We start from the raw sequence: 19,374 nt of genomic DNA on the forward strand, positions 1-19,374 counted from the left end.
CGCTCGCCGCTTACGGCGCCGGGAGCTCCGCGAAGTCCGCGACCAGGCCGCGGTGGTGCCCGGTCGTGCCCAGGGCCAGGGAGTCGGCCTTGGCCCGCTTGAGGTAGAGGTGCGCGGGGTGCTCCCAGGTCATGCCGATGCCTCCGTGGAGCTGCACGCACTCCTCGGCGGCCCGGACCGCCACGCCCGAGCAGTAGGCCTGGGCCACCGCCACCGTGAGCGGCGCGTCGGCGGCGCCGGCGGCGAGGGCGTCGGCCGCGGCGCGCGCCGCCGCGCGGGCGGAGGCCACGTCGAGCCACAGCCGGGCGAGGCGGTGCTTGACGGCCTGGAAGGAGCCGACGGGGCGGTTGAACTGGTGGCGGGTGCGCAGGTACGCCACCGTCTCCGTCAGGCACCACTCGGCGATCCCGAGCTGTTCCGAGGCGAGCAGCCCGGCCCCGGAGAGCAGTGCTCCGGCGATGGCCGCGCGGGCGGTGGCCGGGTCGGCGAGCCGGGTTCCGGCGGCTGCGTCGAGGGTGACGCCGGCCAGGGGGCGGGTCAGGTCCAGCGCCACGAGCGGGGTCCGGGTGACCCCCGCCGCGTCGGCCGGGACGGCGTACAGCCCGGTGTCGGCGAGGACCAGCAGCACGTCGGCGCAGACGGCGTCGGCGACCGAGGTCACGCTCCCGCTCAGCGACCCCGTGCCGGAGTCGCGGACCGGCGCCGGCAGGGGTGCGCCGGGGGCGAGGGTCAGGGGCAGCGCGGGCACGCAGATGCGGCTGCCCGCCGCGAGCTCCCGTAGGAGGTCCGCGGATTCCGCGCTCTCACAGCCGAGCAGGATCTCCGTCGAAAGGACCGCGCTCGTGAGGTACGGGACCGGCGCCGCGGCCCGGCCGAGCTCCTCCAGGACCACGGCCGCCTCCCGGTGGCCGGCCCCCTGTCCGCCCAGCTTCTCCGGTACGAGGAGCCCCGCCGTGCCGATGTCGGCGGCGAGCACCCGCCACAGGCCGGGGTCGTGGGGGCTGCCGCCCTCGATCCGGTCGAGGACGGCCGCGGGAGCGCAGCGGGCGGCGAGCAGGGACCGTACCGCCGTACGGAGTTCCTCCTCGGCCTCGGAGTACAGCAGGTCCAGCGGGGCTGCGGCGGGAGAGCTCATCGGGCCAGGTCCTTCCACGCGAGGTCCTTGTCGTCGCGCGGCTCGGCGGGCAGGCCGAGTACGCGTTCGGCGACGATGTTGAGGAGGATTTCGCTGGTGCCGCCCTCGATGCTGTTGCCCTTGGCGCGGAGGTAGCGGTAACCGGCGTCGCGGCCGGTGAAATCGACGATCTCGGGGCGGCGAAGGGTCCAGTCCTCGTACAACAGGCCTTCTTCGCCGAGGAGTTCCACCTCCAGCCCGCTGATCTCCTGGTTGAGGCGGGCGAAGGTCAGCTTCATGCCCGAGCCCTCGGGGCCGGGCTGGCCCTGGGCGAGCTGCTGGCGCAGCCGCTCCCCGGTCAGGCGGGCGACCTCGGCCTCGATCCACAGTTCCAGCAGCCGCCCGTGCAGGTCGTGCGTGCGCAGCTCGGGGCGCTCGCGCCAGGCCGCGGCGACCGGGGCGATCATGCCGCCCTCGCGCGGGATCCGCATGCCGCCGATGGAGACGCGTTCGTTCATCAGGGTGGTGCGGGCCACCGCCCAGCCCTGGCCCACCTCGCCGAGGCGGTGGGCGTCGGGGATCCGGACGCCGGTGAGGAAGACCTCGTTGAACTCGGCCTCGCCGGTGATCTGGCGCAGCGGGCGCACTTCCACGCCGGGGGCGGTCATATCGCACAGGAAGTAGGTGATGCCCTGGTGCTTGGGCAGCTCCGGGTCGGTGCGGGCGATCAGGATGGCCCAGCGGGCGGTGTGGGCGCTGGAGGTCCACACCTTCTGGCCGTCCACCACCCAGTCCTCGCCGTCACGGACCGCACGGGTGCCGAGCGCGGCCAGGTCGGAGCCGGCGCCGGGCTCGCTGAAGAGCTGGCACCAGACCTCCTCGCCGGTCCACAAGGGCCGCAGGAAGCGCCGCTTCTGCTCCTCGGTGCCGTACGCGAGGATCGTGGGCGCGGCCATGCCGAGGCCGATGCCGATCCGGCGCGGTTGGTTGTCGGGGGCTCCGGCGGCCTCCAGTTCCGCGTCCACGACGGCCTGCAGGGAGCGGGGCGCACCGAGTCCGCCGAGGCCCTCGGGGTAGTGCACCCAGGCGAGTCCGGCGTCGAAGCGGGCCCACAGGAACGGCCCGCGCGCGGTGGTGGCGGGCGGGTGCGCGGCGAGCAGTTCCCTCACGCGGGCGCGCACTTGGTCGGCGGTGAGCACGGCGGCCGTCATCGGGAACCTCCTGCGGGTGAGCCGAGCAGCACGGTGTCCAGGGCCGGTACGACGACCAGCCGGCCGGTGGTGGTCCCGTCGGCGAGGCGCTGCACGGCGTCCGCGGCGCCGGCGAGCGGCACCCGCTCGCTGACCAGCGGTTTGATGGAGCCCTCGGCGGCGAGCCGGGTGAGCTCGGCGTGGCAGGCGGCGATCGCGGCCGGGTCCTTGGCGGCGTACAGGCCCCAATGGAGGCCGAGGATGGCGTAGTTCTTGACGAGGGCGTGGTTCAGCGCGGGCGCGGGGATGGTGCCGCTCGCGAAGCCGACCACGATGATCCGGCCTTCGAAGGCCACGCACTTGGCCGAGGCGGTGTAGGCCTCGCCGCCGACCGGGTCGTAGACCACGTCGGCCCCGCGTCCGCCGGTGAACTCCTTGACGCGGGCCACCAGTTCCTCGCTGGTGCGGTCGATGACGAGATCGCAGCCGAGCTCTTCGGCGGCGCGCACCTTGGCCTTGCCGCCGACGACCCCGATGACGGTGGCTCCGGCGGCCTTGCCGAGCTGCACGGCCGCGCTGCCGACGCCGCCCGCGGCGGCGTGCACGAGGAGGGTCTCGCCGGCCTGGAGCCGGGCCCTGCGGTGCAGGCCGAACCAGCCCGTCTGGTAGCCAATGTGCAGGGCGGCCGCCTCGGCGTCGTCGAGGGTGTCCGGGGCGGGGAGCAGGGCGCGCGCGGGGGCGGTGACGTACTCGGCGAAGCCGCCGTGCGGCAGGCTCGGATTGGCGATGACGCGGCGGCCGTCATCGGTCTCGCCGCAGATCTCTACGCCCGGGGTGAAGGGGAGCGGCGGGCGGATCTGGTACTGGCCGCGCACGAGCAGCGCGTCGGGGAAGTTGACGTTGGCGGCGAGCACCTTGAGCCTCACCTCGCCCTCGCCGGGCACCGGTTCGGGCACCTCTTCGAGGCGCATCGCCTCGCGGGGCTCGCCGGGGGTGTGTACTCGCCATGCCTGCATCCGGGGCCTCCAGCCGCCGACGGGGAACCACGCCTCGCGGGCATACTAAGCGGTCGCTTGCAGCTCTGGGAACCGGTGGGACGGGATGGAATCCCGGCGGGAGCCCCGACGGGATTCCGAACCGGAACCCGGCGGGAGTCCGGAGCGGGCCCGGTGGACCGGGATCCTCCGCAACCACTCCCGTAAATCCGGCCACTTCCCGCACACCTTCGGGCAGCATGTGGCGTGCACGTGTCATGACTTAACGGGGAACAGCACAAGTCCAGGGGGAACCACCACATGAGAAGAAGCATGTCCGCGACCGCCGCCGCCGCCGTCCTGGCGGGTCTGGTCACCGCGGCGGGCCCGGCCGCGGCCGCCGAGGCGAAGTGCACGCCGAAGATACAGGTACTGGGACATCTGGCGCCCGACACCTACGTCGCGGGCGGTGCACCGACGCAGGGGGTCCTGGATCTCGGCACGGGCAAACTCTCCGTCGGCTTCTCCGGCAACAAGCCGGTGTACTGGACCGGCACCAGGCTCCACCGGGTCCCGCTGGGCGATGCCACCCGCACGGGCGAGGTGATCGCCGTCAACCGGAGCGGTCTGATGCTGGGCCGGGTGACGGGCGAGACCGGTTACCTCTTCACCTACCGGGCCGGGGACGCGGCGGTCACCCCGCTGCCGGGCAGCGGCTGGCCGGGCATCGAGGCCGACGTCAACGACGCCGGATACGTCGTCTCCACCACCGTGCAGGGAATCGGCACGGTCTGGAAGGACGGCCTGAAGGTGCGGGAGCTCCCGCTGCCCGCCGACAGCGGCCCCGGGACGCGGATCAAGACGGTCACCGCCGTCAACACCGCGGGCGACGTCCTGGGCCTGGCGGAGCAGGACTACGAGGTGCCCGAGACGGGCCAGCACAAGTGGTGGAACTATCCGCTGATCTGGCCCGCGGACGGCTCGCCCGCCCGCGCCCTGGCGCCGAGCGGCGGCGGCGGGTTCGAGGACAGCTACGTACAGGACATGGACGAGAGCGGCCGGGTCGTCGGCTACAACTGGCTCGGCCCGTGGTACGAGTACAAGCCGTTCGTCTGGACCCCGCCGCACACCGGCCCCGCCTCCTCCCCCGGGGTGCTGAACACGCACCCGTACGGCACCTTCGAGGCGATCAGCCCGACGACCGGCGTGAGCGTCGGCACGGCCAAGTTCCACCCGGAATCGCAGACCCTGCCCGACCAGGCGCAGCTGTGGCCCGGCTCCGGTCCTGTCCTCGCGCTTCCCCGGCTGTCGGCGAACGGCGCCAGCACGGCGGAGGCCGTCTCCGACGGCGACCGGGTCGGCGGATCGGCCGTGAACGCGAACGGCAAGCTCAGGCCGGTCATCTGGACCTGCGCGAGCAAGCAGGCGTACCTGCCGCAGCCGTAGGGTCCGGCGACGGGACCCAGGCGCAGGGCCCCGCCGTAAGACCCGGCCATAGGGCCCAGCCATAGGGCCCAGCCGCAGGCCCCGGAAGCGGCCGGTGTTGCGGCCATGGCGATCTGAGCGTGCGCACGCTATCGATGGCGCCATGGAAAACGCTCCGCGCGGTCTGCCCGCGCCTCCGCCGCTCGGTTCCGCCGCCCTGCCGCCCGGCACGTTCACCGGCCGGGCGGTGCTCGTGACCGGCGGCGGGACCGGGCTGGGCAAGGCCATCGCCACCGAGTTCGCACGGCTCGGCGCGGATCTGGTGATCGCCGGCCGCCGGATCGAGCAGTTGAAGTCGGCTCAGGAAGAGCTGGCGGCCGTGCCCGGAGCGGGCCGGGTGACGGCCGCCGTCTGCGACATCCGCGACCCCGAGCGGGTCGCGGAGGTCTTCGACGCGGCCGGGGCGGCCTTCGGCGGCGTCCCGGACGTGCTCGTCAACAACGCGGCCGCCAACTTCCCCTGCCCGGCCGAGGACTTGTCCCCCAACGCCTGGCGGGCGGTGGTCGACATCACCCTGACCGGCACCTGGTTCGTGACCCGGGAGTTCGGCCGCCGCCACCTCGCCGCGGGCAGCGCCGGGTCCATCGTGAACATCGGCGCCTCGTACGCCTGGACCGGCGGGCCGGGCTACGCGCACAGCGCCGCCGCCAAGGCGGGGGTGAAGAACCTCGTCGAGACGCTCGCCGTCGAGTGGGGCCCGTACGGCATCCAGATCAACGGCCTGGTCCCCGGGCTGTTCCCGCACGCGGACATGACCGAGGACATCCGGGGCGGGCTGGAGCGGGCCGCCCCGGACGACAAGGACGCCCGGCAGCCCGCCCTGCGGGTCGGCGCACCGCGCGAACTGGGCTGGGCCGCCACCTTCCTGGCCTCGCCCTACGCCCGCTTCATCACCGGCCACACCCTGGTGGTGGACGGGGCGAACTGGCAGCGGCGCTCGCTCGTCAACCCCGAAGTGGTGCCGGTGCGCGAGCAGTTGGGGCGGGGGCCGTTCACTGCGTGAAGTGCCCGCGGAGCGCGGCCAGCCCACCGCCGTAGGTGCCCTCGCCGAAGATCTCCTCGACCTGGGCCGCGACGGCCTCGTCCGCGAGGTAGCGGGCGGACCAGACGATCTCACTGCCGAGCGGGTGGGGGCGTACGGCCAGGGTGGCGACGTACTCCCGGAGCGGGAGCAGGCTCTCCACCACGGCGTACGAGTACGCGCGCGGCGGGGTCCCGGTCGAGCAGCTCCTCGCGGGCGACGACCGTCCCCTCGATGCTGAAGACCCGTACGGCTCCCGGCTGTTCGGGGTCGCTCCCGCCCTCGATGACGGCCTTGGGTACGTACGGGTGCCACGCGTCGAGCGCGCCGAACCGGCCGACGAGCTCCCAGACGGCGTCCGGGGCGGCCGGGACGACGGCGGTCCTGACCAGTTCGCGGGCGGTCACGGCGGGTCCGGAGCCCCCGGACTGCTCGGCGCTCACCAGGCACCGTCCCCGCGCAGCACGGCGTCGGCCCCGCCGTCGATGAAGACGACCTGGCCGGTGACGTGGGTGTTGTCGGGGGCGGTGAGCCAGTCCAGCAGCGGGGCGACCTGTTCGGCGGTGGCGTGGCCGTGCAGGGGCATCGGCACGCTCGCGTCGACCACCTCGCGCATGCCCGCGTCGGCGAGGAGCGGGGCCGTCATGGGGGTGGTGATGGTGCCCGGGGCGATGGCGTTGAGCGGGATCCCCGCGCCCGCCCAGTCGGCGGTGGGCGCGGTGCGGCGGATCCAGCGGGCCACGGCGGCCTTGGTGGATCCGTAGACGAGGTGGCCCTCGCCGCGCGCGACGGCGGCCGCGGCGGCTTCGGCGGCCGCCTCCTCGTCGCCGGCGAGAGCGGCGTCGACGATGGCGGGGTCGGCGGGGTGGATCGAGGCCACGGAGGAGACGACGACGGCGCGGGGGTCGGATCCCGCGGCGAGCAGCGGGCGCAGGCCCTCCAGGGTGGCGACGGCTCCGAAGTGGTTGACCCGGACGGTCAGCGGATCGAAGGCGGCGATGCCGGCGCAGGCGACGACGGCGTCCAGGCGGCCGCCGGTGCGTTCGGTGGTGCGGGCGACGAGCGCGGCGCGGCCGGCGGCGGTGGCGAGGTCGGCCTCTATGTCGGCGCCCTCGAGGTCGGCGCCGATGACGGTGTGGCCCTGGGCGCGAAGCCGGTCGGCGGTGGCGCGGCCGATGCCGGAGGCGGCGCCGGTGACGAGGTAGGTACGAGTCATGGATGGCACGGTACGCCTTCGTGGCACGACATGCCACAGTGCGATCGTGTGGCACATTGGCCCCATCTACCCCTGGAGGTGTTGCGGTGAGCACGGCGAGTACGGGCCGCCCGTCCTTGACGGAGCGGCGCAGGGAGGCGACGCGGTACGAGATCGCGGAGGCCGCGGCCGCACTGTTCTCGGAGCGGGGGTACGAGGCCACGACGGTCGACGACATCGCGCGGGCGGCCGGCATCTCGCTGCGCACCTTCTACCGGTACTGCCCGGCCAAGGAGGACGCGCTGACCCCGGTCCTCACCGCCGGGGTCGCCACCCTGGTGGAGGAACTCGCCCTGCGTCCCGCGGAGGAGCACCTCACCGAGGCCGCACAGGCCGCCTTCACCATCGCGACGGCGGGCGCGCGCTACGAGGAGCCCGGACAGACGGTCCGCCTCATCCAGGTGATGAGCCGCGTCCCGGAGATCCGGCTGCGCTGGCTGGCGGCCGCCCGCGCGATGCAGGACCGCCTGGTGCCGGTCCTCGCCGCCCGTACGGGCCGCCCTGAAGCTGCCCTGGAGACCCGCCTGTTGGCGGCCGTACTCATCGACGCGGTCACCGTCGCCCTCGAACACTGGGCCGCCGAGGACGGCCGCGAACCGCTCCCGGCGGTTTCGGCCCGCGCCCTCTCCCTGCTGCGCCTGGCGGAGTAGCGGGGACCTGCCGTGGGGCGCGTACGCGCCGCGTCAGCCGAAGCTGCGGCGGTAGGCGTGCGGGCTGACGCCGGTGGTCTTCTTGAACCGGTCGCGGAAGGACGTGGGCGAACCGAAGCCGACCTGGGCGCCGATGCGTTCGACGGAGTGCCGGGTGGTCTCCAGGAGGTGCTGGGCCTGGCGGATGCGGGCGCGGTGGAGCCACTGGAGCGGGGTGGTGCCGGTCTGGTCCCGGAAGCGGCGCATCAGGGTCCGGGTGCTGGTTCCGGCGTGGGCGGCGATCTCGGCGAGGGTGAGATCGGAGCCGAGGTTGTCCTGCAGCCAGACCAGCAGCGGTTCGAGGGCCGAACCCCGGGGGGTGGGTGCGTAATCGTGGACGATGAACTGCGCCTGTCCGCCCTCGCGTTCCAGGGGCATGACGGACAGCCGGGCGGCGTCGGCGGCGACGGCCGAGCCGTAGTCGCGGCGAATCATGTGCAGGCACAGGTCCAGGCCCGCGGCGGCGCCCGCCGAGGTGAGGATCTGGCCGTTGTCGACGTACAGGACGTCCGGGTCGACCTCGATGTCCGGGTGGGTCTCGGCCAGGAGGCCGGCCACGATCCAGTGGGTGGTGGCACGCAGGCCGTCGAGTAGCCCGGTCGCGGCCAGGGGGAAGGTGCCCGAGCAGATGGAGGCGATGCGCGTGCCGTTGGCGGCGGCCGCGCGCAGCGCGTCGCGGACGGCGGGGGCGAGCGGGGCCTCGGGGTCGGCGGTACCGGGAACGATGATCGTGTCCGCGGCGTCGAGCCCTTCCAGTCCCCAGGGCGCGCGCAGGGTGAAGGTTCCCGCATCGATCTCCGGCCGCTCGGCGCAGACGCGGATCTGGTAGCCGGGGCGTCCGTCCGGGAGGCGGGTGCGGGTGAAGATCTCGATCGGGGTGGCCAGATCGAAGGGGATCACCCGGTCCAGCGCGAGGACGGCGACGGTGTGCATGGCCAGAAGATACCTCGCCACGGGCGTGCGGACCTGGCCCGGGCAGCTCAGATCCTCTGCTTCGGGCAGCTCAGAGCCCCTGCGCGCCCGCTTGGCGATATTCCGTTGGAAGGTGTCACTAGTGCCACTGGGAGGCGGACCGGCAGCCGATTAGCGTCGGGAACGGCTCCGGCACCGGCCGGACGCCTCCGCCGCATCCGAAGGAACCCCTCCATGCACGCCCAGATCGTCCTGTTCGACGGCTTCGATCCGCTCGACGTCATCGCCCCCTACGAGGTGCTGTACGCCGGCGGCAGCGCCTGCGGCGGTGCGGTGAGCGTGGAACTGGTGTCCGCGGAAGGTCCGCGCGAGGTGGTCAGCGGCACCGGGGGCCTGGTGCTGCGCGCCACCGCCGCTCTCGATCCCCGGCGTGCGGACCTGATCCTGGTCCCGGGTGCCTCGGGCCGCGTGGGAGAGCCCGGCGAGGTCCCCGACCACGACGCGGGGGCCGGGGAGCGGCAGCAGGACGAGTTCATCCCCGTGCTGCTGGGCCGCGCCCTGACGACCGGGCTGCCCACCCTGTTGAAGGCGGCGATGGACGACCCCGGGGTGACGGTCGCCGCGGTGTGCGGCGGCTCGCTCGTGCTCGCCATGGCCGGCCTGTTGGAGGGCCGCCGTGCCACCACCCACCACCTGGGCCTCGACATGCTCGATGCCACCGGTGTCCAAGCGGTGCGCGCCCGCGTCGTCGATGACGGTGACCTCGTCACCGGAGCCGGCGTCACCTCCGGCCTCGACCTGGGCCTGTACCTGCTGGAGCGCGAGGTGGGCCCGCGGATCGCCCACGCCGTCGAAGAGCTGTTCGCCTACGAGCGCCGCGGCACCGTCTGGCGTGATGCGGGCCCGATGCCCGCCGGCTTCTGACCGCGGCTCCCGGCTCCGCACCTCACCACCGCAACCGCACCCGTACGTAAGGAAGAACAGCAGCATGTCCGTAGAAGGCATCTGGGACCTGTCCGTCTCCACCCCCATCGGCCGGATCCAAGCCGTGGTCGAACTCGTGCGGCAGGGCGGCGTCCTGACCGGGTCCGCCCACGGGGCGGGCGAGGGAGTCCCGCTCACCGACATCACCCTCGACGGCGACCGGCTCGCCTGGAAGCAGGCGATCACCAAGCCGGTGCGCCTGAACCTGGCCTTCGCCGTGACGGTCGACGGCGACATCCTGACCGGCACGTCCAAGGCCGGCCGCCTTCCGGCCTCGAAGGTCACCGGACAGCGCCGGACCGTCCACGCCGTCCGCGCCGTCCACTCGGCCACGGAGCACTGATCATGACGAAGCTCTTCCTCTCCCTGCACGTTCTGGCCGCGGTACTGGCCATCGGCCCGGTCACCGTTGCCGCCAGCATGTTCCCCAAAGCGCTGCGGAGCGCCCACGGCAACCCTGGTGACCACGAGGCGCTCGCGACCCTGCCGACGCTGCACCGCATCTGCCGCGTCTACGCCGGCATCGGCGTCGCGGTCCCCGTCTCCGGTTTCGTCACGGCGAGCAGCCTCGGCGTCCTCGGCAGCGGGTGGCTGATCACCTCGATCGTCCTGACCACCGCGGCGGCCGCCACCCTGGCCCTGCTGATCCTGCCCGCCCAGGACGGCGCCCTCGACACCGTGCGGGCGTTGGACTCCGCACAGGCCCCGGGCTCCACCGCCGGCGTCCGCTCCGCCGCCCGCCTCGCCATGCTCACCGGTGTCTTCAACCTGCTGTGGGCGACCGTCACCGTACTGATGGTCGTCCGGCCCGGCTCCACCACGGGAGCGTGACCGGGCGCCTGCGCAAGCCTGCGCGTGCGGGCCCCCTTTGTCAGTGGTCCGGGGCACCATGGACCCCATGTCCCACGCTGATCTGACCCTTGACCGGTGGCGCTCGTTCGCCCTGCCGGACGTACGCCGGTTCGCCCGGGAAGCCGCCGACCTGGTGGGCGGCCGGGTGAGCCTGATCGATGCCGCCCCGCACCTCGGCGGCCCCCTGCACCGCGTGCTCGTCGAGCGGGACGGGCGGGAGTTCGCCCTGATACCCGGGGGAACGGTCCGCCTCGGCTTCGACCTGGACGCCTGGGAGCCGACGCCGGAACAGACCGCCGACTTCGAGCAGAGCCTGGCCGAGGAGTACGGGTACGGCCCCGATCTCAAGTCACACCTCGCCGAGTTGCTGAGCCCGCCCCGGACCGTCACCCTGCCGGCGGTGTTCATGGCCGTGGCGAACGAGCCGCTCACCGCACCCCCCGCCGGCATGCCCGCCGTGCTCGCGGGGCGCGGGCTGCGGATGCCCGGCGCCGACGAGTGGGAGCACGCCTGCGGGGCCGGGGCGCGCACCCTCTTCCGGTGGGGCGACACCTGCCCGATCGGCGAACCGTCCTACGGCAGCGGCTCGGACGGGCCGCGGTGCGAGCCCAACGCCTTCGGGCTGCGCATCGCCTACGACTCCTACGCCGCCGAGATCAGCGCCGACCCGGGCGCCGTGCACGGCGGGGACGGCGGCGAGTCCGTGTGCGGCGGGTACGGGGACCTGTGGGCCTGGCTGACGCTGGCCACGGCGAACCGCAACCCGGCGATGGCCGAGCTCGTGTACGGCACGGAGGGCGAGTCCGCGTGGGAGGCGTTCTCCGTACGTCCGGTGCTCGGCCTCGGCTGAAGTCCGGGCTCGGCCTCTGCTGAAGTCCGTGCTCGGCTTCGGCTGAAGTCCGCGCTCAGCCTCCGGTGAAGTGCGGGGGCCGGCGCTGCGCCTTGGCGGTGTAGCCCTCGCGGGAGTCCTCCGAGGTGAGGGTGAGGGCCGCCGTCATCGCCACGCGGTCGAGGGCCGCGGGCAGGGCGGCGTCCGCGTAGGAGTCGATCGCGCGTTTGATGCCCTGGACGGCGAGCGGGGCGTTGGCCGCGATCTCCGCCGCGAGCGCGCGGGCGACCGGCTCCAACTCCTTTGGCCTCACGACCTGTTGGACGAGGTTCAGGCGCTCCGCCGTCCGGGCGTCGATGCGGCGGCCGGTCAGCGCCAGGAACTTGGCCCACCCGGCGCCCGCCTCGCGGGCGATGCGCAGGTCGCCGCCCGCGTCCACCGCGACGCCCAGCTGGGCCTCGGGCAGGGCGAAGACGGCATCCTCGGCCGCCACCCGGATGTCGGCCATCAGGGCCAGCTCGAAGCCGAAGCCCAGGCAGTACCCCTGCACGGCGGCCACGACGGGCTGGGGCAGCCGGGCCAGGACCGCGAAGCGTTCGTGGACCCAGCGGATGCCCTCGTAGTAGTTGCGGTTGCGCTCGGCCGCCGAGGCACCCGTGATCGCGCCGCCCGGGGCCGTCACGTCGATGCCCGCGCAGAACGCCCGTCCCTCGGCCCGCAGCAGGACCACCCGTACGGCGGGATCGAAGCGGATCCGGTCCGCCAGCAGGCCGAGCTGGCGCGTGGACTCCCAGCTCCAGCCGTTGAGCTTCTCCGGGCGGCAGAGGGTGAGTTCGGCGATCCCGTCCGCGACGTGCAGCCGGATCCGTTCCTCACCCTCCGCGATTTCCGTGCTCAGGGTGTCGATCACGCGGACACCTTAAGCGGTCTCGGGGAAGTGGGGTGCGTTTTCGCGTCGTCCGGTGCGGTGCCTCGGCGCGCTGCCGCATCCCCCGCGTACTGGACGTACTCGGGTGATGCGGCAGTGCGGCGAGGCGCCGTGCCGGGCGGCGCGGAGACGTGGCCCACTTCCCCGAGACCGCTTAGGCGCCCCGTCTAACGCGGGAAGACCTCGAACGGCACTGCCGGACGGCCGCCGAAGCGGGCCGCCGCCTGCTGGGCGTTGCCCGTCAGGAAGGTGCGTACGTACGTCTCCGGGGCCTCGTCCGTCAGCGCGGCGATGTACGCCTTGTGCTCCATCAGGGACTTCACCGAACGCTCCAGACCGGGGCCGGCGTCGGCCGCGTGCGTGGGCGTCGTGGTGCCGGACACCGCCACCCAGCGCACTCCGTTCCACGGCTCCAGGCCCTGTTCCGTGAGGAGTTCGGGGAAGATCCAGCGGTTGCCCGCGTCGCCGGCGGCGTCCAGGGTGGCGCGGCCGACCGCCTTGTGGTCGGGGGTGTTCCAGTAGCCGCCGCCCTCGGCCCCGCCCCACGTGTCGCGGTGGTTCATCGTGATCACCAGCTCGGGGCGGTGGCGCCGGATGGCGGCCGCGATGTCCCGGCGCAGGTCCAGGCCGTATTCGAGGACCCCGTCGCGGTGGTCGAGGAACTCCACCGTGGGCACTCCGACGACGGCCGCGCTCGCGCGCTGCTCCGCCTCGCGCAGCGGGGCGCACGCGGCGGGGTCGATGGTGTCGATGCCGGCCTCGCCGCGCGTGGCGAGCAGGTAGACGACCTCGCGGCCGCCGTCCGTCCAGTCCGCGATGGCCGCGGCGCAGCCGTACTCCAGGTCATCGGGGTGCGCCACGACGGCCAGCGCACGCTGCCAGTCGGTCGGCATGGGCTCCAAGGGGGCGGGCCCGTCCAGTCGTTGGTTCATACCTCGCACAATAGGCGAATGGACACTCAGGGGCAGGTGGTGGCCCTGCTCGACGCCACCGGATCGTTCTTCGAGCCCGCGGCCACGGCCTTCCCGGGGGCGGGCGCCGCCGCCTGGGAACGGGCCGCGCTGCTGGATCCGGGCGCGGCCGGGCCCGAGGGCTCCTGGCGGCTGGACTTCCGGTGCTTCGCCGTGTCCCGGCCGGGCGGCCGCTGGGTGCTGATCGACGCGGGGGTCGGCCCCGCGCAGGGCCCGGCGGCCGGCTGGGCCCCGGTCCCGGGCCGGCTGCCCGCCGCGCTCGCGGAGGCCGGGATCGCCCCGGCCGACGTGGAGTCGGTGGTCCTGACCCACCTGCACGAGGACCACACCGGCTGGACGCAGGACGAGGCCGGCCGGCCGTTCTTCCCCGACGCGCGGTACCTCGTACAGAGCACGGAGGTCGCGGCCCTGGACCGGGCGGATCCCGTGTGGGACTGGACGGTCGCCCCGCTGCGGGCCTCCGGGCAGCTCCGGGAGGTGACCGGCGAGCACCGGCTCGCTCCCGGCATCACCCTGCTGCCGACACCGGGGCACACGCCCGGCCACCAGTCGGTGCTGGTCGAGGGGACGGCCGGGCCCGGCGGCGGGGGCCGGGGCCGGGACGTGCTGGTCACCGGGGACGTACTGGTCCACGCCGTGCAGCTGGCCGATCCGGCGGTCCCGTACTCCCACGAACGCGACCGGGCCGCGGCCCGCACCTCGCGGGAGGAGCTCCTGTCCCTGGCCGTCCGCCGCCGCGCCCTGCTGGCCACGGCCCACCTGACCCGGGCCTTCGTGGAGCCTCCCGGACCGGGTCGTTGAGGTGACCCGCTCAGGCCTCGTCGCGTACGAGCGCCAGCAGCCGGTCCAGGACGCGCGGGCCCGAGGCACGTACGCCGTCGTGCTCGAACTCGTCCGTCACCCAGGTCTTCAGGCCGCGGATCGCCCGGGCGGTGGCGAGGGAGTGCGCGGTGTCCACGTACATGTCGTCGTGGTAGACGGCCGCGGCCACCGGCACCTCGTTGGCGGCGAGGCGCGCCGGGTCGTACAGCGGGGTCCAGCCGGTGCGGGTCGCCAGCAGGTCTGCGGTCTCGCGCAGCGGGGCGAGCGCCGGGTCGCAGTCGAAGTGCCAGGGGTGGATGGTCTCGCCGGTGAAGTACAGCGGCTCCGTGCCCGCGAGGGTCTTCGCGGCGTCGAACCGCGGGTGGCCGGAGCGGACCTCCTGCGCGGCCCAGCCGGTGGGCGCGCCCGGGTCCTGGGCGTAGATCGCCTCGTGGAGCAGTGCGTAGAGGGGGTGCCCGGCGAAGGAGAGCTGGGCGTGCACGGCCTCCAGGAAGGCGTCGGAGAGGGCGGGACCGGCCGGGGTGGGGACGAAGGCGTCCTCCAGCAGGTAGTGCAGCTGGTGGCTGCCGTCGGAGCCGCCGAGGAGCAGACCGAGGGACTGGAAGGCCTCGGCCGTGAGCAGGTACCCGCCGGGGAGTTCGGCCGGGCGCTCGACGAGGTGGGCGGCGATGCGGCGGGCCCGCTCCACGTCCATGGGGTAGCGGGCGTAGTGCGCCCGGTTCTTGCGCTCGACACGGGGGTACGCGGCTTCGTACACCTCGGTGGCGGTGGCGTCGAGGGAGGGCAGTCCGCCCGTGATGAGGGCGGCCGTCAGCCCCTCGGGGGCGGCGCCCAGGTAGTGGGTGACGCAGAAGCCGCCGAAGCTCTGGCCGAGGACCGTCCAGGGCGCGCCGCCGGTGAGGAGGGGGCGGATGGTCTCGGCGTCGCGCACGATGGAGTCGGCGCGGAAGTGGGCGAGGTACTCGGCCTGCTGCGCGGGGCCGCCGCGCAGCGGCAGGGTCTGCCGGTTGACCGGGGTGGAGCGGCCGGTGCCGCGCTGGTCGAGCAGCAGCACCCGGAACTCGGTCAGGGCCCGCTCCAGCCAGGCCTGCCGGCCGATGAACCGGCGGGCGCCGAAGCCGGGTCCGCCCTCCAGGTAGAGCAGCCAGGGCAGGGACTGCGGGTCCTTGCCGGAGGCGACCAGCTCGCGCGCGTACAGGTCGATCCGCTCGCCGTCGGGGCGGGCGTGGTCGAGGGGGACGCTGAAGTGGTGGTCGGTGAGGACGACACCGGGCTGGCGGTAGCTGCCGGCGGCTGCGGTCTCGGAGGTCGCGGGGTTCACGGGGGTCACGGAAGGTCCCAGGGGTCGGCGCGGTGCGGTGGTGTGCGCGGCGGCCGTCCCGGAGCCGGTGGGTGAGGGCGAACCGGGACGACGGGCCCGTCCGAGCTTACGCGAGGCCCCCGCGAGGGGCCGGGCCCCTGGCTCCGCTCCCGCCGGGCTCCGGGCTCGCACCGTGGGGGCGGACCGAGGGGGCCCGGCCTGCGGACGGCTCGACGAGTGCTTCGACTCCGTCCAGCATCCGCGCGAGCCCGAACTCGAAGAGGGTGCCGAGTTCGAGGTCGAACCGCTCGCCTTCGAAGAGGGTGGCCAGGGTCGGATAGGACCCGGCGGTCTGGATCATTTCCATCCGTGGCTCGTTGGAAGCCATCCATTCCTCGGGTGTCATGCCGGTGTCCTGCCGCGCTTGCGACTCCAGCTCCACGGCCGCCGCGACGCCCTGGGCGTATCCGAGAAGCGCGAGGTGGATGTGAATGACCTGGGTCGGTGTCAGCCCCAGGGGGGTCAGGGCGCTGAGGACCCGCTCGGTGTACCGCATCGCGTGGGGCGAGGCCATCGGCCGGGTGAGGGCGGCCATGGCTCGTGCCAGCCAGGGATGGCGCTGGTACAGGCCCCACAACCACCGCGCCTCCCGTTCCAGTCGCGCACGCCAGGCGTACGGTCGCGGCCCCGGCGGTTCTCCTGCGAACACCGTCTCCGACATCAGCCGTACGAGCTCGCCCTTGCTCGGGACGTGGCGGTAGAGCGCCATGGTGGAGACGCCGAAGTCGGTCGCGACCCGGCGCATGGAGAGTGCGGCGAGCCCTTCGGTGTCGGCGAGGGCGATCGCGGCGCGGATGATGCGGTCCCGGGTCAGTGCGTGAGCGGGAGCCGGCCGTTCGTGCCCCGACTCGGCCACGACGGTGCCGACACCGGGTACGGGCCGCACCAGACCCTCCTGGTTCAGGGCGGCGAGCGCCTTCGTCGCGGTCGCCATGGCGACCCCCCACTCCTGCGTGATCCGCCGGGTGGAAGGAACGCGGGCACCGGGCACGAGCTCGCCCGAGGTGATCCGCCGACGGATGTCGCCGGCGATGCGGAGGTAGGGCGGTTCCGTGTCCATGACCGCACTGTACTAGTGCACTTCACGGCATTCAGGCTGCTCGAAGCCCCGGAACGGCGCAGTGCACTAGGTGCCTGTTTGCGGCGTACGCCAGGGCCCCCGTTCCCTCCTGCTCATGGAGAACACACCGGCCCCCCGCGCGGGGCGCAAGGAATGGACCGCCCTCGGCGTCCTGATGCTGCCCCTGCTCCTCGTCTCGATGGACGTCTCGGTCCTGTACTTCGCGATCCCCTACATCAGCCGGGACCTGGAGCCCGGCGCGACGCAGCAGTTGTGGATCCTCGACATGTACGGCTTCGTCCTCGCCGGACTCCTCATCACCATGGGTGCGCTCGGCGACCGGATCGGCAGGCGCGCGCTGGTGCTCGCGGGAGCGGTGCTCTTCGGGGCGGCCTCGGTCGCGGCCGCGTACGCGCACACGGCCGAACTGCTCATCGCCGTACGCGCGCTGCTGGGACTCGGCGGCGCCGCCTTGATGCCCTCGACCCTGGCCCTGATCCGCAACCTCTTCCACGACGAGAAGCAGCGCGGCAAGGCGGTGACCCTGTGGACCGCCGTGATGACGACGGGCATTTCCCTGGGGCCCGTGGTCAGCGGTCTGCTGCTGGAGCACTTCTGGTGGGGCTCGGTCTTCCTGATCAACCTGCCCGCGATGGTGCTCCTGCTGGCGCTGGTGCCTTTCCTGGTACCGGAGTTCAAGTCGGCGCGGCGCGAGCGCTTCGACCTGCCGAGCGCGGCGCTGTCGCTCGGCGCCGTGCTGCTGGTCATCTACGGCATCAAGGAGTGGGCGCGGCACGGGTACGAGCCGCTGCCGGCCCTCGCCATCGGCGCGGGGTTCGTGCTCGGCTCCGTCTTCGTGCACCGGCAGAAGCACCTCGCGCATCCGGTGATCGACCTCGGCCTGCTCGGCCGGCGCACCTTCGGCGGACCGGTGTTCGCCAATCTCCTGGCGATGTTCGCCACGGTCGGGATGGCCGTCTTCCTCACCCAGTACCTGCAGTCCGTCCTCGGCCTGAGCCCGTTCACCGCCGCGCTGTGGAGCCTGGTACCGGCCGCCGGAGTGGCCGTCGCGGCCCCCGCCGGGGCCGTGCTCGCACAGCGCGTGGACCGTGCGGCCGTCAGGCGGCGGCTTCCTCCTCTCCGCCTGCGGGTTCCTCTGGCTGACCCAGGTGCGCACCGGCTCGGCGCTCTGGTTCACCCTCGCCGGCGTCTGCCTCTACGCGGGCGGGCTGGTCTGCGCCATGACCCTCGCCAACGAACTCGCCCTCGGCGCGGCCCCGCCGGAGCGCGCGGGATCGGCCGCGGCGGTCCTGGAGTCGGGCCAGGAGCTCGGTGGAGCCTTGGGCATGGCGATCCTCGGTTCCATCGGGGCGGCGGCCTACAGCCGCGACATGACGGACGCGCTGCCTCCTGGTGTGCCGCAAGCCGAAGCCGTACGCGAAACCCTCGGCGGCGCGACGGCCGCGGCGGCCCGGCTCCCCGAAGGGGTCGCGGACGGCGTACTGACGGCCGCGCGCGAGGCCTTCACCCACGGGATGAACATCGCGGCCGTCGGCGCGGCCGTCGTCATGGCGGGCGCCGCCCTCTTCTCCTTCACGTGGTTGAGGGGTGCGGGCACGGCGAGGCCCCCGGCGGAAAAATCCAGCGACCCGCGGCCCGCGTCCCTCGCCCCGTGACGGGCTGAGGCATCCGGCGGGTGGTCAGACGGGTGGTCAGAACTCGACCACCGAGCGGAGCACCTCGCCCCGCTCCATCCGTTCGAAGGCCGCCTCGACTCCGTCCAGGGCGATGCGCTCGGAGACGAACGCGTCGAGGTCGAGCCGGCCTTGCAGGTAGAGGTCGATGAGGAGCGGGAAGTCCCGCTCGGGCAGGCAGTCCCCGTACCAGGAGGACTTCAGGGCGCCGCCGCGCCCGAAGACGTCCAGCAGCGGGAGTTCGAGCCGCATCTCCGGTGTCGGGACGCCGACCAGCACCACGGTGCCGGCGAGGTCGCGCGCGTAGAACGCCTGCTTGTACGTCTCGGGGCGGCCGACGGCGTCGATGACCACGTCCGCGCCGTTCCCGCCGGTCAGCTCCTGGATGGCCTTGACCACGTCCACCGCGGTGCCGTTGACGGTGTGGGTGGCGCCGAGTCCCCGCGCCCACTCCAGCTTCCGGTCGTCCAGGTCGACGGCGATGATGCGGGAGGCTCCGGCCAGCTTGGCACCGGCGACGGCGGCGTTGCCCACTCCCCCGCAGCCGATGACGGCCACCGAGTCGCCGCGCCCGACGTTGCCCGTGTTCAGGGCGGCGCCCAGGCCGGCCATCACCCCGCAGCCGAGCAGGCCGGCGGCGGCCGGTGAGGCGGCGGGGTCCACCTTGGTGCACTGGCCGGCGGCGACCAGCGTCTTCTCGGCGAAGGCACCGATGCCGAGGGCCGGGGAGAGCGGGGTGCCGTCCTCCAGGGTCATGGGCTGGGTCGCGTTGTGCGTGGCGAAGCAGTACCAGGGGCGGCCGCGCTTGCAGGCCCGGCAGCTCCCGCACACCGCGCGCCAGTTGAGGACGACGAAGTCGCCGGGGGCGACGGAGGTGACGTCCGGGCCGACCGATTCGACGACCCCGGCCGCCTCGTGGCCGAGCAGGAAGGGGTACTCGTCGTTGATCCCGCCCTCCCGGTAGTGCAGGTCGGTGTGGCAGACCCCGCAGGCCTGGACCCGTACGAGCGCCTCGCCGGGGCCCGGGTCGGGCACGAGGATCGTCGTGGTCTCCACCGGTGCGCCCTTGCTCCGGGCGATGACCCCTCGTACGCGATGCGTCACGTGCTACCCCGATCTCGATCACGGTCTCGTCGACTGTAACCGGAGGTCCCTCGAGGGTTCCGCGAGGTTTCCGCCGGTCCGGCCAACGTACACGCGCTGTCCCGCGTGCGGGAGTTGCCCCGCGTCCCGG

At 73.7% G+C, this 19,374-nt stretch carries 20 protein-coding genes and 1 pseudogene; 9 read left to right on the top strand and 12 right to left on the bottom strand.

The features are described 5' to 3' along the window. Nucleotides 1–10 precede the first annotated feature (10 nt). From OG276_RS02360 to OG276_RS02370, 3 genes are read right to left on the bottom strand one after another with little or no spacing between them, the layout of a single operon-like run. A complete protein-coding gene (locus OG276_RS02360) occupies nucleotides 11–1,135 on the bottom strand; it encodes an acyl-CoA dehydrogenase family protein (RefSeq protein WP_266902193.1) in 1,125 nt (374 codons plus the stop codon). Continuing rightward, nucleotides 1,132–2,325 (bottom strand): acyl-CoA dehydrogenase family protein, encoded by a 1,194-nt coding sequence (locus OG276_RS02365; RefSeq protein WP_266902195.1) that lies wholly within the window; start codon nucleotides 2,323–2,325, stop codon nucleotides 1,132–1,134. Before OG276_RS02365 ends, OG276_RS02360 begins: the two co-directional genes overlap by 4 nt. Next, nucleotides 2,322–3,320, bottom strand: coding sequence for an NADPH:quinone oxidoreductase family protein (locus tag OG276_RS02370; RefSeq protein WP_266902197.1), 999 nt, complete (start codon nucleotides 3,318–3,320; stop codon nucleotides 2,322–2,324). Before OG276_RS02370 ends, OG276_RS02365 begins: the two co-directional genes overlap by 4 nt. A 291-nt stretch (nucleotides 3,321–3,611) precedes the next feature. Here OG276_RS02370 and OG276_RS02375 point away from each other — a divergent pair, with 291 nt between their 5' ends. Then, nucleotides 3,612–4,724, top strand: a complete 1,113-nt coding sequence (locus OG276_RS02375; RefSeq protein WP_266902199.1) for a hypothetical protein — start codon at nucleotides 3,612–3,614, stop codon at nucleotides 4,722–4,724. Between the two features lie 142 nt (nucleotides 4,725–4,866). Further along, nucleotides 4,867–5,766, top strand: coding sequence for an SDR family oxidoreductase (locus OG276_RS02380; protein ID WP_266902201.1), 900 nt, complete (start codon nucleotides 4,867–4,869; stop codon nucleotides 5,764–5,766). Here the strand turns inward: OG276_RS02380 and OG276_RS02385 are convergent. Genes OG276_RS02385 through OG276_RS02395 form a run of 3 tightly spaced genes read right to left on the bottom strand, consistent with a single transcriptional unit; the run spans nucleotide 5,756 to nucleotide 7,000 of the window. After that, complete coding sequence (locus OG276_RS02385; protein ID WP_266902203.1) at nucleotides 5,756–5,950, bottom strand: hypothetical protein; 195 nt, start codon at nucleotides 5,948–5,950, stop codon at nucleotides 5,756–5,758. The two genes, OG276_RS02380 and OG276_RS02385, sit on opposite strands and share 11 nt — an antisense overlap. Then, nucleotides 5,877–6,227, bottom strand: coding sequence for an SRPBCC family protein (locus OG276_RS02390; RefSeq protein WP_266902205.1), 351 nt, complete (start codon nucleotides 6,225–6,227; stop codon nucleotides 5,877–5,879). Before OG276_RS02390 ends, OG276_RS02385 begins: the two co-directional genes overlap by 74 nt. Beyond that, the gene (locus OG276_RS02395; protein WP_266902207.1) at nucleotides 6,224–7,000 is read right to left on the bottom strand and encodes an SDR family oxidoreductase; all 777 of its coding nucleotides are present in this window, start codon (nucleotides 6,998–7,000) and stop codon (nucleotides 6,224–6,226) included. Before OG276_RS02395 ends, OG276_RS02390 begins: the two co-directional genes overlap by 4 nt. A gap of 86 nt (nucleotides 7,001–7,086) precedes the next feature. On the opposite strand from OG276_RS02395, the gene OG276_RS02400 reads away from it, so the two are divergent. Further along, on the top strand, nucleotides 7,087–7,689 hold the full coding sequence (locus tag OG276_RS02400) for a TetR/AcrR family transcriptional regulator (RefSeq protein ID WP_266902209.1): 603 nt from the start codon (nucleotides 7,087–7,089) through the stop codon (nucleotides 7,687–7,689). 33 nt (nucleotides 7,690–7,722) lie between these two features. Here the strand turns inward: OG276_RS02400 and OG276_RS02405 are convergent, their stop codons facing one another. Further along, nucleotides 7,723–8,661, bottom strand: coding sequence for a GlxA family transcriptional regulator (locus OG276_RS02405; protein ID WP_266902211.1), 939 nt, complete (start codon nucleotides 8,659–8,661; stop codon nucleotides 7,723–7,725). A gap of 213 nt (nucleotides 8,662–8,874) precedes the next feature. Here OG276_RS02405 and OG276_RS02410 point away from each other — a divergent pair, with 213 nt between their 5' ends. The 4 genes from OG276_RS02410 to OG276_RS02425 all read left to right on the top strand — a co-directional run bounded on the left by OG276_RS02410 (nucleotide 8,875) and on the right by OG276_RS02425 (nucleotide 11,326). Further along, on the top strand, nucleotides 8,875–9,564 hold the full coding sequence (locus OG276_RS02410; RefSeq protein ID WP_266902213.1) for a DJ-1/PfpI family protein: 690 nt from the start codon (nucleotides 8,875–8,877) through the stop codon (nucleotides 9,562–9,564). Nucleotides 9,565–9,628: 64 nt separating this feature from the next. Then, complete coding sequence (locus OG276_RS02415) at nucleotides 9,629–9,967, top strand: hypothetical protein (RefSeq protein WP_266902215.1); 339 nt, start codon at nucleotides 9,629–9,631, stop codon at nucleotides 9,965–9,967. Between the two features lie 2 nt (nucleotides 9,968–9,969). Beyond that, nucleotides 9,970–10,455 (top strand): DUF2269 family protein, encoded by a 486-nt coding sequence (locus tag OG276_RS02420; RefSeq protein WP_266902217.1) that lies wholly within the window; start codon nucleotides 9,970–9,972, stop codon nucleotides 10,453–10,455. 67 nt (nucleotides 10,456–10,522) lie between these two features. Further along, nucleotides 10,523–11,326, top strand: a complete 804-nt coding sequence (locus tag OG276_RS02425) for a hypothetical protein (RefSeq protein WP_266902219.1) — start codon at nucleotides 10,523–10,525, stop codon at nucleotides 11,324–11,326. 55 nt (nucleotides 11,327–11,381) lie between these two features. Here the strand turns inward: OG276_RS02425 and OG276_RS02430 are convergent, their stop codons facing one another. Beyond that, complete coding sequence (locus OG276_RS02430; RefSeq protein WP_266902221.1) at nucleotides 11,382–12,215, bottom strand: enoyl-CoA hydratase/isomerase family protein; 834 nt, start codon at nucleotides 12,213–12,215, stop codon at nucleotides 11,382–11,384. 185 nt (nucleotides 12,216–12,400) lie between these two features. Further along, nucleotides 12,401–13,165, bottom strand: coding sequence for a PIG-L deacetylase family protein (locus OG276_RS02435; protein ID WP_266902223.1), 765 nt, complete (start codon nucleotides 13,163–13,165; stop codon nucleotides 12,401–12,403). Nucleotides 13,166–13,183: 18 nt separating this feature from the next. Between OG276_RS02435 and OG276_RS02440 the strand changes: the two genes are divergently transcribed. Continuing rightward, complete coding sequence (locus OG276_RS02440) at nucleotides 13,184–14,005, top strand: MBL fold metallo-hydrolase (protein ID WP_266902224.1); 822 nt, start codon at nucleotides 13,184–13,186, stop codon at nucleotides 14,003–14,005. 10 nt (nucleotides 14,006–14,015) lie between these two features. On the opposite strand, the gene OG276_RS02445 is transcribed toward OG276_RS02440, so the two are convergent. Together OG276_RS02445 and OG276_RS02450 are read right to left on the bottom strand one after the other, a co-directional pair. After that, nucleotides 14,016–15,347, bottom strand: a complete 1,332-nt coding sequence (locus OG276_RS02445) for an alpha/beta fold hydrolase (RefSeq protein ID WP_266902226.1) — start codon at nucleotides 15,345–15,347, stop codon at nucleotides 14,016–14,018. Nucleotides 15,348–15,453: 106 nt separating this feature from the next. Next, entirely contained in the window at nucleotides 15,454–16,446 is a 993-nt protein-coding gene (locus OG276_RS02450; RefSeq protein ID WP_266902228.1) for a TetR/AcrR family transcriptional regulator C-terminal domain-containing protein, read from the bottom strand. A gap of 115 nt (nucleotides 16,447–16,561) precedes the next feature. On the opposite strand from OG276_RS02450, the pseudogene OG276_RS02455 reads away from it, so the two are divergent. Further along, a pseudogene (locus OG276_RS02455) lies at nucleotides 16,562–18,122 on the top strand (MFS transporter). Nucleotides 18,123–18,158: 36 nt separating this feature from the next. Here the strand turns inward: OG276_RS02455 and OG276_RS02460 are convergent. Continuing rightward, nucleotides 18,159–19,244: an S-(hydroxymethyl)mycothiol dehydrogenase gene (locus tag OG276_RS02460; RefSeq protein ID WP_266902230.1), complete on the bottom strand. Its 1,086-nt coding sequence runs from the start codon at nucleotides 19,242–19,244 to the stop codon at nucleotides 18,159–18,161. Nucleotides 19,245–19,374 lie beyond the last annotated feature (130 nt).

Origin of the sequence: Streptomyces sp. NBC_00086 (genome assembly GCF_026343255.1) — a bacterium.
Lineage (GTDB): Bacteria > Actinomycetota > Actinomycetes > Streptomycetales > Streptomycetaceae > Streptomyces.

Bases quoted from the DNA above. Each gene is read 5' to 3' on its own strand.
- OG276_RS02360 (WP_266902193.1), bottom strand. From the start codon at position 1,135: ATGAGCTCTCCCGCCGCAGCCCCGCTGGACCTGCTGTACTCCGAGGCC.
- OG276_RS02365 (WP_266902195.1), bottom strand. From the start codon at position 2,325: ATGACGGCCGCCGTGCTCACCGCCGACCAAGTGCGCGCCCGCGTGAGG.
- OG276_RS02370 (WP_266902197.1), bottom strand. From the start codon at position 3,320: ATGCAGGCATGGCGAGTACACACCCCCGGCGAGCCCCGCGAGGCGATG.
- OG276_RS02375 (WP_266902199.1), top strand. From the start codon at position 3,612: ATGTCCGCGACCGCCGCCGCCGCCGTCCTGGCGGGTCTGGTCACCGCG.
- OG276_RS02380 (WP_266902201.1), top strand. From the start codon at position 4,867: ATGGAAAACGCTCCGCGCGGTCTGCCCGCGCCTCCGCCGCTCGGTTCC.
- OG276_RS02395 (WP_266902207.1), bottom strand. From the start codon at position 7,000: ATGACTCGTACCTACCTCGTCACCGGCGCCGCCTCCGGCATCGGCCGC.
- OG276_RS02405 (WP_266902211.1), bottom strand. From the start codon at position 8,661: ATGCACACCGTCGCCGTCCTCGCGCTGGACCGGGTGATCCCCTTCGAT.
- OG276_RS02410 (WP_266902213.1), top strand. From the start codon at position 8,875: ATGCACGCCCAGATCGTCCTGTTCGACGGCTTCGATCCGCTCGACGTC.
- OG276_RS02415 (WP_266902215.1), top strand. From the start codon at position 9,629: ATGTCCGTAGAAGGCATCTGGGACCTGTCCGTCTCCACCCCCATCGGC.
- OG276_RS02420 (WP_266902217.1), top strand. From the start codon at position 9,970: ATGACGAAGCTCTTCCTCTCCCTGCACGTTCTGGCCGCGGTACTGGCC.
- OG276_RS02425 (WP_266902219.1), top strand. From the start codon at position 10,523: ATGTCCCACGCTGATCTGACCCTTGACCGGTGGCGCTCGTTCGCCCTG.
- OG276_RS02435 (WP_266902223.1), bottom strand. From the start codon at position 13,165: ATGAACCAACGACTGGACGGGCCCGCCCCCTTGGAGCCCATGCCGACC.
- OG276_RS02440 (WP_266902224.1), top strand. From the start codon at position 13,184: ATGGACACTCAGGGGCAGGTGGTGGCCCTGCTCGACGCCACCGGATCG.
- OG276_RS02450 (WP_266902228.1), bottom strand. From the start codon at position 16,446: ATGGACACGGAACCGCCCTACCTCCGCATCGCCGGCGACATCCGTCGG.